The following is a 14,677-nucleotide window of genomic DNA, read 5'->3' on the forward strand; positions in this document are numbered from 1 at the left end:
CCCCTTGCCCCGCCGAAAGGCCAGAAAGGCGCGCAGGTCCGCCGGGCGCAACTCGGCAATGTCGGAGAGACCCGGTGCCTCGCCGCAATGCCCTGTGAGAAACTGCAGAAACTGCCGCGTGTCGCGCTCATAGGCATCGACGGTCAGCGCCGAAAGACGCCGCTCATCGGCCAGCGAGGCAAGCCACCTGACACGGGCCTTCTGGAGATCGGGCTTTGCGGAAATGAGGAAATCCTGGTCCATACGCGGCATTCTGAACCAGTCTGGTTAGCGAGCGGTGAAGGTCAGAGCCCTCCTGCAAGAGGTGCTATGCGCCCTCAACCTCCTCGCGCAGCATCTCCAGCTCCAGCCATTCCTCTTCCATCGTCTCGCGGCTCGCGCGCTTTTCATCGAGCTCTTTGGAATAGCGCTGAAAAGCGGCTGCATCCCGCGTGTAGAGGTTCGGATCGGCAAGTTTCTCTTCCAATGCCGCGATCTCATCCGCCAGCTCGTCGATCTTCTGCGGCAGCGTCTCCAGCGCGAACTTCTGCTTGTAGGAGAGCTTCTTCGATGCCGGCTTGGGCGTGCCCGCATTGCCGGCTGGCTTCGCCTTCTGCTGCTCGGCACTACGGGTCTTGCGCCGCTCCAGCTCCTCGCCCTTGCGCTGCGCTATCATGTCGGAATAGCCGCCCGCATACTCGACCCAGCGGCCATCGCCAGCAGGCGCAATGGTGCTCGTCACCGTACGGTCGAGGAAATCGCGGTCATGGCTGACCAGCAGCACCGTGCCCGGAAAACCCTCAACAAGCTCCTGCAGAAGATCGAGCGTCTCCATATCGAGATCGTTTGTCGGCTCATCGAGCACGAGCAGGTTGGCCGGACGCGAGAGAAGTCGGGCCAGAACCAGCCGCGCGCGTTCACCGCCCGAAAGCTCGCGGATCGGCGTACGCGCCTGCTCGGGTTTGAACAAAAAGTCCTTCATGTAGGAAACGACATGCCGCTCCTGCCCGTTGACGACGACGCTGTCGCCGCGCCCGTCGGTCAGGAAGTGAGAGAGCGTCTCCAGCGGATCGAGAGCACGCTTCTGGTCCAGAATGGCGATTTCCAGATTGGCACCGAGCCGCAGCGATCCCTCATCGGGCTCAAGCTTACCTGTCAAAAGGTTGATAAGCGTCGTTTTGCCGGCGCCATTGGGCCCGACAAGACCAACCCGGTCGCCGCGCAGAATGCGCGTGGAGAAGTCCTTGACCACCTGCAACCCGTCATAGGATTTTGCGAGCCCTTTCGCTTCGATGACGAGCTTGCCGGATTCGGCAGCATCACTGGCCGCCATGGTCGCCACGCCTTCCGCGCCGCGGTGGCTGCGGTGTTTCTCGCGCAGCGCCTGCAACTCACCAAGGCGGCGCACATTGCGCTTGCGGCGCGCGGTCACGCCATAGCGCAGCCAGTGCTCTTCACGCTCGATCTTGCGGGCGAGCTTGTGCTGCTCGCGCTCTTCCTCTTCGAGCACCTGATCGCGCCAGTCCTCGAAGTGAGCGAACCCCTTGTCGAGCCGCCGCGTCACACCCCGGTCGAGCCACACGGTTGCGCGGCTTACCTTTTCCAGAAATCGGCGGTCATGCGAGATGGTGACCAAAGCGGAAGAGGTCCGCTGCAACTCTTCCTCAAGCCACTCGATGGTGGCGAGATCGAGATGGTTGGTCGGCTCATCGAGCAATAGCAGATCCGGCTCCGGCGCAAGCACGCGCGCAAGTGCCGCCCGCCGCGCCTCACCGCCCGACAGTGTCGCCGGGTCTTCATCGCCCGTGAGCCCCAGCCGGTCGATGACCAGCGCCACCCGGTTGATGTCGTCGGCAGGGCCGAGCCCCGCTTCCACATAAGCGCGCACGGTCGCAAAGCCCTGCCAGTCGAGTGTCTGCGGCAAATAACGTATGGTTGCCGTCGGCTGGCGAAAAATCTCGCCGTCCTGCGACTCCACGATCCCGGCGGCAATTTTCAACAGTGTCGATTTGCCGGAGCCATTGCGCCCCACCAGCGCAAGCCGCTCGCCGGGGCCGACCATCAGCGAGGCACCGGCGAGCAGCGGCGTGCCACCGAACGTGAGACGAATATCATCCAGCTTTAAAAGGGGCGGCGCATGGTTCAGCGTTCTCCGTCATGCAGTAGATGCGCCATGAACAGCGCTCGGCCCTTTTTCAAGGTGATCGAGAGGTCGCCCTTCACGACATTGGAAAGCGTCAGAGACGATCCGAAGGGCACCTCAACGGCATCGAGCGGCCATTTCGCGCCTTCGACCGTGAGGCCGGAAAGCTCCGAAAAGCGAGGATCGAAAACAGTGTGCCATCAGCATAGGCGAAGCTGTGGCGCTGCCCGGAGACGAGCGGCACGCCTTCCTGATGCCCGCTCGTCAGCTTCGCGGCAATGCCGCGCTCGGAGAGCTGCAATGCCTGAGCGAAATGCAGGAACATGTGGTCGGCCCGTTCGCCTCCGAAGGCGCCGGCCAGCAGAAGGCTTGTCGCCCCTGCCTCCAGAGCTGCCGCAATCGCGATCTCGCCGTCGGTCTTGTCCTTCTCGGAGGGGAAGGTGCGGCGCGCCACGTCGGCATAGGCATCCTCAAACCCGTCGGGCACGGAATCGAAATCCCCCACCCAGAGCTCGGGCTTCACATCCAGAAGCGCAGCATGGCGCATGCCCGAATCCGCTGCGATGATGCGGCTGTCGGCGATTTCGGCATCGAGGGCCGGTGTCCGGGTGAGGTCTCCGCCAAGGAGAAGGGTAAATCGGCTCATGGGCGAGGCCCATATCATGCCGGCGGGCCAGCGCCAACGGCGTTTGCGCCATTCACCCCCCTTGCGGAGCTGCGCACCGCGCCCTATTTTCCCGGTCGCTCTAACGGGGTGCCGACGCATTGTCGGCTGAGAGGCTTGGGAAGAACCCAACCAACCCGCGGAACCTGATCCGGTTGATACCGGCGGAGGGATTAGACGCTTTTCGGACAGCGCCTCATTCCCAGACCAGAAAAGAGGAGGCGCAAATGCGCACCACCACCCTGCTTTCCACTCTGGCGCTCGGCGCGCTGGTTCTTTCCGGCCAGGCATTCGCCCAGGAAAAGCTCACCGTCTACACCTATGAGAGCTTCACGTCCGACTGGGGCCCAGGCCCACAGGTGGAAAAGGCGTTTGAGGCGGGATGCGCCTGCGACGTGGAATTCGTTTCGGTCGCCGATGGCGTGGCACTGCTCAACCGTGTCCGGCTTGAGGGTGCATCCACCAGGGCCGACATCGTTCTCGGCCTCGACAACAACCTGATCCATGAGGCGCAGGAGACCGGCCTCTTCGCGCCCCATGGCATCGACATGGCGAAAGTGAGCGTGCCGGGTGGCTTTGAGAACGACGTTTTCGTGCCCTTCGACTATGGCTATTTCGCTTTCGTCTACGACACCGAAGCCATCGAGACGCCGCCGGAAAGTCTGAAGGATCTGGTGGAGAGCGAGGGTGATCTGAAGATCGCCATTCAGGACCCGCGCACCTCCACACCGGGGCTTGGTCTTCTGCTCTGGGTCAAGGCCGTCTATGGCGACGAGGCGGCCACCGCCTGGAGCCGGTTGCAGGACAAGGTGCTGACGGTGACACCCGGCTGGAGCGAGGCCTATGGGCTGTTCACCAGCGGTGAGGTTCCCATGGTGCTCTCCTACACCACCTCGCCCGCCTATCACCGCATCGCCGAGGATACAGAGCGCTACAAGGCAGCCAGCTTCGCGGAAGGCCATTACCTGCAGGTGGAAGTGGCCGCACAGACGATTGCGGGAGCGAAGAACCCGCTGGCGCAGAAGTTCCTCGCCTTCATGACCGGTCCCGGCTTTCAGGACGCCATTCCCGAAACCAACTGGATGTTCCCGGCCGGAGAAATCTCCGGCCCGCTGAACCCGGTCTTCGATGACCTTGTGAAACCGGAAAAGACGCTCGAATTTTCACCTGAGGAGGTTGCAAAGAACCGCAGGGCCTGGGTGGATGAGTGGCTTTCGGTGATGAGCCGCTGACCATCCCGCACGCGCCCGCCATGGACAGACGCATAACAGCGGGGCGCTTCGCGCTTACCGCCATCGGCCTGCTGATCGGCGGGGCCTTCATCGGTCTCGCCGTGGAGGCAGCAGGCCAGGGTGCCGGCGCGCTGGAGGCGTTCGATGCCTGGCTGTTGCGCATTGCGCGCTTCACGCTCTGGCAGGCGCTGCTGTCAACACTGCTTTCTGTTTTACCAGCGATCCTTCTGGCGCGGGCGCTGGCACGGCACCCTGCCTTTCCAGGCCGTGCCTTCATCCTGCGCCTGTTCGCCGTGCCGCTTGCGCTACCGGCCATCGTGGCAGCCCTTGGCGTGCTCGCGCTCTATGGCCGCGCGGGCTTCTTTGCACCGTTCCTGTCGGTCGCCTTCAACGAGCACTGGCCCGGCATCTATGGCCTTTCGGGCATTCTGGTCGCCCATGTCTTCTTCAACCTGCCGCTCGCAACGCGGCTCTTCCTGAACGCGCTTGAAAGCGTGCCGGCAGACCAGTGGCGTCTTTCGGCCCAGCTTGGCATGGGCGCGCGCGCCTCGTTCCGGTTTCTCGAATGGCCGGCCATGCGCGCTGCCCTGCCCGGCATCGCCGGGCTCGTCTTCATGCTATGCGTCACATCCTTCACCATCGTCTTGCTGCTTGGCGGCGGGCCGCGCGCCACCACGCTGGAAGTGGCAATCTATCAGGCCTTGCGCTTCGACTTCGACCCCGCGCGCGCACTGGTGCTCACCCTCATTCAGGTGGCGCTCGCGGGCAGCATCGTTCTGGCGATGAGCCGTCTCGGCGCTTCCTTCAGCGGCGACGCGAACCTGCCTGTCGCGCCCCGCCGGATCGTCTGGCACACACCCGCCGAAACCGGTCTCAACGCGACCCTCATTCTCATCGGCCTGTTCTTCGTCGCCGGTCCGATGGGCGCGACCGTGATTGCCGGCCTCAGGGCCGATCTCGGGCGCCTTGCGACCGAAAGCGCGGTCTTCTCCGCCACGACGACCAGCCTTGTCTTCGCGGGCCTTTCGTCGCTTCTCTGCCTCATCCTTTCTCTGGCGCTGGTCGCCGCCCGGCGCGCACTGGAAATGAAGCGCGGCGCCCTGCCCGCAACCCTGCTGGAGCGCGCAACGGACAGCGGCGCCGCCATGGTGTTGATCGTGCCGCCGCTGGTCATCGGCGCGGGCTGGTTTATTCTCCTGCGTCATGTGGGCAATGTCTTCGCTTTCGCACCGGCCATGGTCGTTACGGTCAATGCAGTGATGGCCATGCCCTTCGCCATACGCGCCATCCGTCCGGCTTATGATGCCGCGAGCGCCCGTCATGAAAGGCTGTGTCTGTCGCTCGGCATCACCGGCTGGACCCGGCTGCGCCTTGTCGACTGGCCGGCGCTCAAACGCCCCGCCGCCACCGCACTCGCCTTTGCCGCGGCCCTTTCGCTGGGCGATCTTGGCGTCATTGCCCTGTTCGGCTCCGATCAGGTGCAGACCCTGCCATATCTCCTGCTGCAGCGCATGGGCAGCTATCGCACGGCGGATGCCGCCGGCATTGCCCTTTTCCTCGGGCTGCTGTGTCTGGGATTGATGTTTATCGCCGATCGCTCGGCAGGGAGAAGACATGATCAAGACCGCCGCTGGACATGGCGCCCGAATCGCTCTGGAGGCGTTGCAGTTCGCTTACCCGGGCGGGAGTCCGATGGCGTTCGACGCGACCATCGCTGCGTCAGACATCGTCGCCGTCATGGGCCCGAGCGGCTCGGGCAAGTCGACCCTGCTCAGCCTGATTGCAGGCTTTGAGCGACCCGCATCGGGCCGCATCCTCATCGATGGCCAGGATGTCTCTGCGCTTACTCCCCACCGCCGGCCGGTCTCCATGGTGTTTCAGGAAAACAATCTCTTCGCGCATCTCACCGTCGCCCAGAATGTAGGGCTTGGCCGCTCACCCTCTCTGAAACTGACGGAAGAAGACCGCGCGGCCGTCTCGGACGCTCTTGCGAGAACCGGCCTCGCCGGCAAGGAAGACCGGCTGCCGCAGGCGCTTTCGGGCGGCGAGCGCCAGCGCGTGGCACTTGCCCGCGTTCTGATTCGCAAACGTCCGGTTCTCCTGATGGATGAACCCTTCGCCTCGCTTGGACCGGCGCTGCGCGACGAAATGCTCGCGCTCATAGCCGCGCTGCACGCAGAACAGAAAATGACGGTCCTTATGGCCACGCACGATCCGCTCGATGCGGAGCGGCTCTGCAAAACCATGATCTTCGTGGAAGATGGAATAATCTCGGCGACGGGTACAACCGGGGCGTTTGTTTCAGGCACAGCGTCGGAAGCCTTCAACCGCTATATAGCGCACGCCGGGAAATCAATTAAGCTCCAAGAAATGGATTCCCCTTTTGCAGCTTATACGCTAGACCGTGCCCCGGATGGGACATGACGAAATGCTGAGGGAACCAAACGCGTGACTCGCACATTAATGCCGGTCATGCTTTGGACAAGATCAACCGGAAGGACATTCACCTGTCCAATCGAGCGCCCGCTACCATGAACTTCCTGCCGTCAGCGCGTTCCTTGCCGCGCAAAACTGTCCTGGCCCTGACGCTCACCGCGCTCCTGTCCGGCTGCCAGATGATTCCGACCGACACAGGCAGCTTCATGCCTTCGTCCAACCCGGTCACGGTGGACACGGTAACACGCGGCAACCGCCTGGCGCGCCTTGCCCGCCAGCAGCACCCGCGCATCCTGCAGACTTACGGCGGCGAATACTCCGATCCGAAGCTCGAGCGCATGGTGGCCAAGGTCGTCGGCTCGCTCACGCTCGACGAACAGAACACCGGCGCCGCCTACAGGATCACCATCCTCAACTCGCCGAACGTCAATGCGTTCGCCCTGCCCGGTGGCTACCTCTACGTCACACGCGGCCTTCTCGCGCTCGCCAACGATTCGGCGGAACTTGCTGCCGTGCTCGCGCATGAGATGGCGCATGTGACCGCCAATCACGGCATCGAGCGGCAGAAGCTCGAAGCGGAAGAAAAATTCGCGTCGAAAGTGGTCAATGAAGTGGTCGGCGGGCGCGATCAGGCGGCCCAGGCCGCTCTGGTGCGCGGCAAGCTCCGGCTTGCGCAGTTCTCCCGCAATCAGGAGCTTGAAGCCGACCGTATCGGCATCCGCACCACCTCCCATGCGGGGTATGACGCTTTCGCGGCGGCACGTTTCCTTCAGGCGATGGACGCCTATCAGGGCTTTCGCAGCGTCAGCGGCGCGACTGACGCCAGCCTCGACTTTCTGGCCAGCCACCCCAATGCGCCGCGCCGTATCGAACTCGCACAGCGCCATGCCCGCGAACTGCAACAGCCGGACGCGGCAGGCAAGCGTGACCGCGAATCTTTCCTCGCCGGCATTGACGGGATGATCTACGGCGATTCGCCGGAAGAAGGCTTTGTGCGCGGGCGCGATTTTCTGCACCCGGGCCTCGGCGTCGCGTTCCGCGTCCCCCAGAGGTTCGTCATCGACAATTCAGCAAAGGCGGTCACCGCCGTCGGGCCCGACGACATCGCGGTCCGTTTCGATGGCGCAACGGTGCCCCAGGGCACGTCCCTGTCCGACTATCTGACCAGCGGCTGGGTGGCCGGACTGGAACCTGAGACCATCCGCACGCTCACCATCAATGGCTACCCGGCTGCAAAAGGCCGCGCCAGTGCCGACGGCTGGCAGTTCGACGTGACGGTGATCCGCTCCGGCGGGCAGGTTTATCGTCTGCTGACAGCCGCGCCGGCGACGAGCGGTGATCTTGAGAGGGTCGCCGATTCGGTCAGCCAGAGCTTCCGTGTTCTTGACCAGACCGAGCGTGCGGCCCTCAAGCCCCTGCGCATTCGCGTGGTTACGGTTCAGCCCGGCGAAACACTGGGTTCGCTGGCCGCACAAATGCGCGGCGTCGATCGGAAAGTCGAACTGTTCCGCCTCCTGAATGCGCTCAGCCCGGGCGCACGCCGTCAGCGGGGACCAGGGTGAAGATCGTCACCGACCAGTAGGGCAATTCCAGGGAAAGCTGAAACCGGTTGTTTGTCCGGAACTGCGTGAAACGCCGAAGCGGGCCACGCAGCAGCACTACCGAACAGTCTCTCAGACTGCGCCACCTGCAAGCGCGGGATGTTCGCGCGAAAGCACGCTGCGCAGCTTCTCGATCGCCCTGCTCTCGATCTGGCGGACGCGTTCCTTCGATATTCCGAGCGCCGTGCCAAGCGCCTCCAGCGTGGCCCCCTCATCCGACAGGCGACGCTCGCGGATGATCTTCAGTTCGCGTTTGTCGAGAACATCGAGCGCATCGGTAAGCCAGAGCGCCCGGCGTTCGCCATCGATCATCTGCTCAACCGTTTCGTCGATTGGATCGTCATCGGAAGGAATAAAATCCATCCGCTCTGCGGACGCCTCCCTTCATCGCGCATCGGGGCATTGAGGGAAAGATCGGGACCGGAAAGTCTTGCATCCATCATGGCCACGTCTGCCGGCGACACACCGAGAAGCCTGGCCGCTTCCTCGTGGATCTCGCTGGAGGTTCCCATGCTCTTCTGCAGCTTCGCCCGCAGCCGGCGAAACTTGAAGAACAGCGCCTTCTGCGCAGAACTCGTTCCGCCGCGCACGATGGACCAGTTGCGCAGAACATAGTCCTGCATCGAAGCGCGTATCCACCAGGTTGCGTATGTCGAGAAGCGCACGCCCCGCTCCGGGTCAAAGCGCGCGGCGGCTTCCAGAAGGCCGATATGGCCTTCCTGAATGAGATCACCCACCGGCAGTCCGAAGTTCCGGAAGCGGGCGGCCATGGCAATAACCAGCCGCATATGGGCCACGGTTAACTGGTGAAGCGCCTGCTGATCGTGCTTCCTGTACCAGCGCTTCGCCAGATCCTGTTCTTCTTCCAGCGCCAGATACGGCGCCTTCATGGCACTTTCAATCAGTTTGCGTTCCGCCCGGTCTTGCATGATGCACTCCCGCGTTACGGCCCGCCCCCCTTAAACAAAGGCTTCGCGGACCTCCAAGCCCAAACGCACCGGCTCTGGCCAATGCGCGGTTCGTTCTGTCAGAGCGTCGTTGACGCACCGTCCGAACACGCGCGGCCCACGCCAATGGCGGATATCCCGCAAACCCCGACAAGAGCCGTCACAAGGCTTCGCAAACTGCGGTGATCTCGACCGAAGCAACGAGACATCACCTAAAGTAACGAGTCGGAAACAGGAAAAGTTCCAGCCGCGGCAAAATTGAAGCCGGCAACAAAAAACCCGGCTGAAGCCAGCCGGGTTTTCTAGTTCACCATGCGTCCATCCGGACGCACAAAGGACGATCTAAACGATTGATGGAGCATCGAAACAATCCGAAAACCGGATTTCACCTTTCGGTTCGATGCCCTGAAACCAGTTGAAGGGGAAGCTTATGCCGCCTCTTCCTTCTCGCCTTCCTCATTGTCGGCCTTCGCACCGCGACGCGGGCCCTTGTTGAGGTTGGTCTCAATCAGGCGCACGGCCTCCGTCTCCGACATGCGGTTAACGGCCGCGATCTCGCGCGCCATGCGATCGAGCGCGGCTTCATAAAGCTGACGCTCCGAGTAGGACTGCTCCGGCTGGTTGTCGGCGCGGTAGAGATCGCGCACGACTTCCGAAATCGAGATCAGGTCACCCGAATTGATTTTTGCATCATATTCCTGGGCGCGGCGCGACCACATGGTGCGCTTCACGCGGGCGCGGCCCTGCACAACCTTGAGCGCGCGATCAACATAGTCGGTTTCGGAAAGCTTGCGCATGCCGATAGACGTCGCCTTGGCGACCGGCACCTTGAGGCGCATCTTGTCCTTCTGGAAATCGATGACGAACAATTCCAGCTTGTGACCGGCGACTTCCTGCTCTTCGATCGTAACGATCTGCCCGACGCCATGCGCCGGATACACAATATATTCGCCAGTCTTGAATCCCTGGCGCTGCGCCGATTTCTTCTGCTGGGTGGTCATCCGCCTAACACTCCTGTTCTAGTGGGACATGCAGGTTTCGTCTCGCCTCGACGATACCCCGTGCCCATACGCCTGCCGGCTTCTCGGACGCATAGAAGATTGAAAGCTCTGGAAGATGGTGACAGCGCCTGCACCTAAGGCCCGCCACGCAAACCAATACACCCTGACCCAGATAGCCCCGGTCCGGATTTTGAGCCCCACCTTTCAGTGATTAGTCTGTGTGCGCCATCAAAAGACGTGTTGTCACCGGCATGATTTTGTGAAGCTACCACAAAAAGCCGAAAGAATCAAGAATTTGACGCATGTGCGAAGATGTCGCGGCAGAATCCTGCGCGATCGCCCCGTCTTTTAGCGTTATGCCCCACGGTCAAAAAGTGGGTTCAGTCTCCTTCGCCGGGCTCCGGCGAAAAATACTGTTCCAGCTTGTTTTCGACGCCATCGAATTCCTTGGCGTCGGCCGGAGGCTCTTTCTTAGCGGTGATGTTGGGCCATTTTTCGGCATATTCGGAGTTGAGCTGAAGCCAGCTGTCCAGCCCCGGCTCCGTGTCGGGCTTGATCGCCTCTGCCGGGCATTCCGGCTCACAGACACCGCAGTCAATGCACTCATCCGGATGGATGACGAGCATGTTCTCACCTTCATAGAAACAGTCTACCGGACAGACTTCTATACAGTCCATGTACTTGCACTTGATGCAGTTGTCGGTGACGATATAGGTCATTGGTGCTCTCGGCTGACAGCTTCTTCGAATGTCGAGAGGTGAGGTATCCCCTTTGAAGAGCCGTTGCAAGGCCCGTTGTTGCGCCGCAATCGTCGCAGGCGGAATCCCATTCCAGCCTTCACAGACCGCAATTCAGCATCACCCATCGTCGCGCCATCGGTCGAGGGCACGACGTTCCTTCTTGGTCGGGCGCCCGGCCCCCATATCGCGCTTTGGCGGCACCGCCGCGGTCACGGCCTCCTTCGGCGGAGCTGGCGGGGTCATGTCCTCGTAAAGCGTTCGCGCTTCTTCTGCAGGACCTCGCCGCGCGCCCGGCGCGAGGACACGGTAGACGAGTATCCGCCGGTCGAGGGAAATGGTGAGCACGTCGCCCACCTTGATCTGGTAGGCGGCCTGCTCGATCTTGTTGCGGTTGACGCGAACCCGCCCGGCCTGGGCGAGCCTGGCGGCGAGCGAGCGTGATTTTACCACCCGCGCGAAGAACAGCCACTTGTCGATGCGCTGCCGTTCTAAAGCCGTTCCGCTCATTGCATGGCGCTACTTCTTCAGCTGGTCCTTCAGGGCAGCGAGCTTCGCAAAGGGTGAATCCGGATCAATGCGCGCCGGGCGCTCCTCACGCGGGCGGTGCGGTGCGCCCTTGCGCTTGAAGCCCGGCTTTTCGCCATCCTTGCGGTGCGGCTTGCCTCGCTTCTGGGCCCCGTCACGCTCCTGACGCCCGCGCGCCTGCTGACGCGGGTTCCCCTTGCCTGCACCATGGCGCTTGCGCCCGTCAAAACGGGCCTGCCGCCAGATGAGGACCGGCTTGGGTTCTTCTTCTTCGCCGGCTGGCTTTTCGGCCGGGGCTTCGGAAGCAGGTGCTTCAGCCGCCGCCTCGGGCGTCGCATCCGGTTCGATCTCTGCCTCAGGCGCCGAGAGCTCTGCAGGTGTCTCCGCTACGGCGGGTTCCACTGCCACTTCCTCATTCGGCTGCGTGGCAGCGTCCGCGCCCTCAGCCACAGGCTCGGCGGGTTTGGCCCCCTCCTCGGCCTTCTGCGTGGCATCCTTTTCCGCAGCCGCCTCATCCAGCGCCTTCAGATGCGCCGCCTCATCCAGCGCCTTCAGATGCGCCGCCACCTCTTCGGCCGGTTTCGGTCCCCGCGATAGCCCAGCCCCTTGAGGATCGCCTCCATGTCGTCGGCAGTCGCACCAAGAATGGACATCATCGCCGGCGTGACCACAAAGGCCGCACCGTCATAACCACCCTCCGGACGTGCTCCCGTTCCCGGCTTCCAGGAAAGCGCGGGACGGATGAGGTCCGCAAGGCGTTCCAGGATGTCGACGCGCACGGCACGGCGGCCGAGATTGCGATACCCCGCAAGACCGTAGAAGGCCTTCTCAAAGGCCGGATCGGTCACGATGGACGTGCGGCCGGCGGCAAGCGCGGCCACCACATCGCCATAGCCCGGCTTGTCTTTTGCGTCGTTCTTGAGCGCCCAGAGAAGCGACAGGAGACCGGCCGGTGCCGGCTTGATCAGCGCGGGGACAAAGATGTGATACGCGCCGAAGCGCACGCCGAGGCGACGCAGCGATGCACGCGCGTCCTGGTCCAGCGCCCGAACGTCTTCAGCCACAGTGCGGCGGTTCAGAACGCCAAAATTCTCGGCGAGCTGGAAGGCGATGCCACGCGCCATGCCCGACAGGCTTTCCGTATCGCGCAGGTCCACCAGCGGCTTCAGGAGCGATTCGACCTGATAGGTCACAAAGCGCTCGGCGCGGGCGGCGACCTTGTCGCGCGCCGGTCCAGTCAACTGCTCGTCGGCCAGGAGCACGATGCGCGGCTTCAGCGCATCCTCACCGGCCACCAGAGTGGCAATCGGCTGCCCGAGCCAGCGCAGCAGGCCGTCGGAATCGAGCGCCAGGTCCCCATTGCCCGACGCGGCAAAACGGTCCGCGCGGGTTTCAAACTCGGCGGCAAGCGCTTTCTGGGCGGCAGCCTTTACGGCGCGCGCGTCCTCTCCTTCCGCCGAACGGTCGGCGGTAAAGCGGAACCCTAGCATCTCACCAACGTGATGCCCCTCGACAAGGACTTCGCCAACGGGGCTGATTTCTGCTTCCGGCATTGCATTCTCTCTCAGGCGCTTCATGAGCACGGAAGTCCTGCGGTCCACAAAGCGTTTCGTCAATCGCTCATGCAACGCATCGGACAAACTGTCCTCAATCTCTCGTGTTTTTTCCTGCCAGTGTGTCGCATCGGCCAGCCATCCGGGCCTGTGCGAGACAAATGTCCATGTGCGAATCTGCGCGATCCGCTGTGATAACGTGTCGATGTCCCCCTCGGTGGAAGAGGCACGCTTGACCTGTTCGGCCATGTAGTCTTCATCGACATGGCCCATTCGCGCCAGATCAGAAAAGACTGCACCAACAATTTCCGCGTGCTGGGCCGGTGCGATGCGCCGGTAATCGGGCAGCACACAGGCCTCCCACAGGAGCCCGACACGCTCGCGTCCCTCGGCCAGCGCCCGGACATCCCCGTCACGCGAAAGGAATTCGAGCACTTTCGCATCGGCGGCCGGCAGCGCGCGCGTCAGGCCGTCCACGGGCGGCGGCGTATCGAGCGACGCCTTGAGCGCATCGACACTGGAAAGATCAAATGAGGCGGTGCGCCATTGCAGCACCTTCACGGGATCGAACTCATGCGCCTCGATGCGGTGGACCAGTTCATCGGCGAAGGGGTCGACCTGGCCGGTAACGCCAAACGTGCCGTCGCGCAGGTGCCGGCCGGCGCGGCCTGCAATCTGCCCGAGCTCCGCCGGATTAAGATCGCGATACTGGAAACCGTCGAATTTGCGGTTCTGCGCGAAGGCCACGTGATCGACATCGAGGTTGAGCCCCATGCCGATCGCATCCGTCGCCACCAGATAGTCGACATCGCCGGACTGATAGAGCGCGACCTGTGCGTTGCGCGTGCGGGGCTCAGCGCGCCGAGCACCACGGCCACCCCGCCGCGCTGGCGGCGGATCAGTTCGCCAATGGCATAAACCTCGTCGGAGGAAAACGCCACGATGGCCGAGCGACGCGGCAGCCGCGTGATCTTGCGCGAGCCGGAATAGGTGAGCACCGACATGCGCGGCCGGGTGATGACGGAGAGGCCCGGCAGGAGCTTTTCCAGTATGCCACGCATCGTGCCGGCCCCGAGCAGCAACGTTTCCTCGCGGCCCCGCAGATGCAGGATACGGTCGGTGAAAATGTGGCCGCGTTCGAGATCCGCGGCAAGCTGGACCTCGTCGATCGCAACGAAGGCCACATCGGCCTCACGCGGCATGGCCTCCACCGTACACACCGAAAAGCGTGCCCCCGGCGGCGCAATCTTTTCCTCGCCGGTTATCAGTGCCACATGCTGCTCGCCCACCTTGGCGACCACGCGCGAATAGACCTCGCGCGCAAGCAGGCGCAGCGGCAGACCGATGATGCCGCTGGAATGCGCAACCATGCGCTCGATGGCGAGATGCGTCTTGCCCGTGTTGGTAGGGCCGAGGATGGCTGTGACGTTGCGCCCCGAAAGCACCCGGGGGCTGGCGTTCTGATTCTGGAAATTCATAGGGCCCGGAAAGCCGTCTACCTCAGCGAAAAAAGGCGAGCACACGGGTTAGCACGCTTTGCCTCCGCATTCCAAGGCAAGACTGTCATTCCCCCGACAATGACTGCCATATGCCTTCGCATATCCATGCATCCGTTAAGGTTTGGAACGAGTCTGGAACGAATCGGCGACGAATCACTGACTTTGCAGATTTCCCGTTTTGTTCACCCCAACATACTGTATGACGCAGAGGAAGCGGAACTAGATGCTGAATCTGTGTCAAACGGGAAGTGCCGCAAAGGAAGGGTGACCGTTAACCTTTTGCAGGCAGCGGAGACGCAGGTCCGTTCTTCCCTGCACAAGCATAAGATTTTGTTAGGAAAATTTGACCGTCTGTTA

Annotated in this window: 10 protein-coding genes, 3 pseudogenes and 1 riboswitch; of the genes and pseudogenes, 4 read left to right on the plus strand and 9 right to left on the minus strand. The window is 62.7% G+C overall.

Translation table 11 applies throughout. The features are described from left to right. From JCM21793_RS23995 to JCM21793_RS24000, 4 genes are all read right to left on the minus strand, one after another. A partial coding sequence (locus tag JCM21793_RS23995; protein WP_162175210.1) for a site-specific integrase occupies positions 1-243 on the minus strand: 243 nt, incomplete at its 3' end. Between the two features lie 64 nt (positions 244-307). Continuing rightward, positions 308-2,041: an ABC-F family ATP-binding cassette domain-containing protein gene (locus JCM21793_RS03830; RefSeq protein ID WP_025029508.1), complete on the minus strand. Its 1,734-nt coding sequence runs from the start codon at positions 2,039-2,041 to the stop codon at positions 308-310. Between the two features lie 80 nt (positions 2,042-2,121). Further along, positions 2,122-2,238: a hypothetical protein gene (locus JCM21793_RS31685; RefSeq protein WP_502685571.1), complete on the minus strand. Its 117-nt coding sequence runs from the start codon at positions 2,236-2,238 to the stop codon at positions 2,122-2,124. Then, positions 2,217-2,888: a thiamine diphosphokinase gene (locus JCM21793_RS24000; protein ID WP_502685572.1), complete on the minus strand. Its 672-nt coding sequence runs from the start codon at positions 2,886-2,888 to the stop codon at positions 2,217-2,219. Before JCM21793_RS24000 ends, JCM21793_RS31685 begins: the two co-directional genes overlap by 22 nt. Then, positions 2,863-2,976: riboswitch (TPP riboswitch) on the plus strand. (Overlaps the previous gene by 26 nt.) A gap of 37 nt (positions 2,977-3,013) precedes the next feature. Between JCM21793_RS24000 and thiB the strand changes: the two genes are divergently transcribed. The 4 genes and pseudogenes from thiB (at position 3,014) to JCM21793_RS24005 (ending at position 8,036) form a co-directional block, all read left to right on the plus strand. Beyond that, entirely contained in the window at positions 3,014-4,018 is a 1,005-nt protein-coding gene (gene thiB / locus JCM21793_RS03840) for a thiamine ABC transporter substrate binding subunit (RefSeq protein ID WP_007007549.1), read from the plus strand. A 20-nt stretch (positions 4,019-4,038) separates the two neighbouring features. Next, positions 4,039-5,811, plus strand: coding sequence for a thiamine/thiamine pyrophosphate ABC transporter permease (gene thiP, locus JCM21793_RS03845; RefSeq protein WP_244439654.1), 1,773 nt, complete (start codon positions 4,039-4,041; stop codon positions 5,809-5,811). After that, positions 5,711-6,442, plus strand: a complete 732-nt coding sequence (gene thiQ, locus JCM21793_RS03850) for a thiamine ABC transporter ATP-binding protein (protein WP_244439652.1) — start codon at positions 5,711-5,713, stop codon at positions 6,440-6,442. Before thiP ends, thiQ begins: the two co-directional genes overlap by 101 nt. A gap of 107 nt (positions 6,443-6,549) precedes the next feature. After that, positions 6,550-8,036 (plus strand): annotated as a pseudogene (locus JCM21793_RS24005) (M48 family metalloprotease). Positions 8,037-8,127: 91 nt separating this feature from the next. On the opposite strand, the pseudogene JCM21793_RS24010 reads toward JCM21793_RS24005, so the two are convergent. From JCM21793_RS24010 to JCM21793_RS24015, 5 genes and pseudogenes are all read right to left on the minus strand, one after another. Further along, positions 8,128-8,984, minus strand: a pseudogene (locus JCM21793_RS24010) (RNA polymerase factor sigma-32). 446 nt (positions 8,985-9,430) lie between these two features. Beyond that, complete coding sequence (locus tag JCM21793_RS03865) at positions 9,431-10,003, minus strand: CarD family transcriptional regulator (protein WP_007007553.1); 573 nt, start codon at positions 10,001-10,003, stop codon at positions 9,431-9,433. A gap of 380 nt (positions 10,004-10,383) precedes the next feature. After that, the gene (gene fdxA / locus JCM21793_RS03870) at positions 10,384-10,722 is read right to left on the minus strand and encodes a ferredoxin FdxA (protein ID WP_007007554.1); all 339 of its coding nucleotides are present in this window, start codon (positions 10,720-10,722) and stop codon (positions 10,384-10,386) included. Positions 10,723-10,860: 138 nt separating this feature from the next. Further along, a complete protein-coding gene (locus JCM21793_RS03875; protein WP_007007555.1) occupies positions 10,861-11,250 on the minus strand; it encodes an RNA-binding S4 domain-containing protein in 390 nt (129 codons plus the stop codon). Positions 11,251-11,259: 9 nt separating this feature from the next. Continuing rightward, positions 11,260-14,299, minus strand: a pseudogene (locus tag JCM21793_RS24015) (helicase-related protein). Between the last annotated feature and the right edge of the window lie 378 nt (positions 14,300-14,677).

The organism is Nitratireductor aquibiodomus NL21 = JCM 21793 (genome assembly GCF_000615975.1).
In the GTDB taxonomy this organism is placed as follows: Bacteria; Pseudomonadota; Alphaproteobacteria; order Rhizobiales; family Rhizobiaceae; genus Nitratireductor; species Nitratireductor aquibiodomus.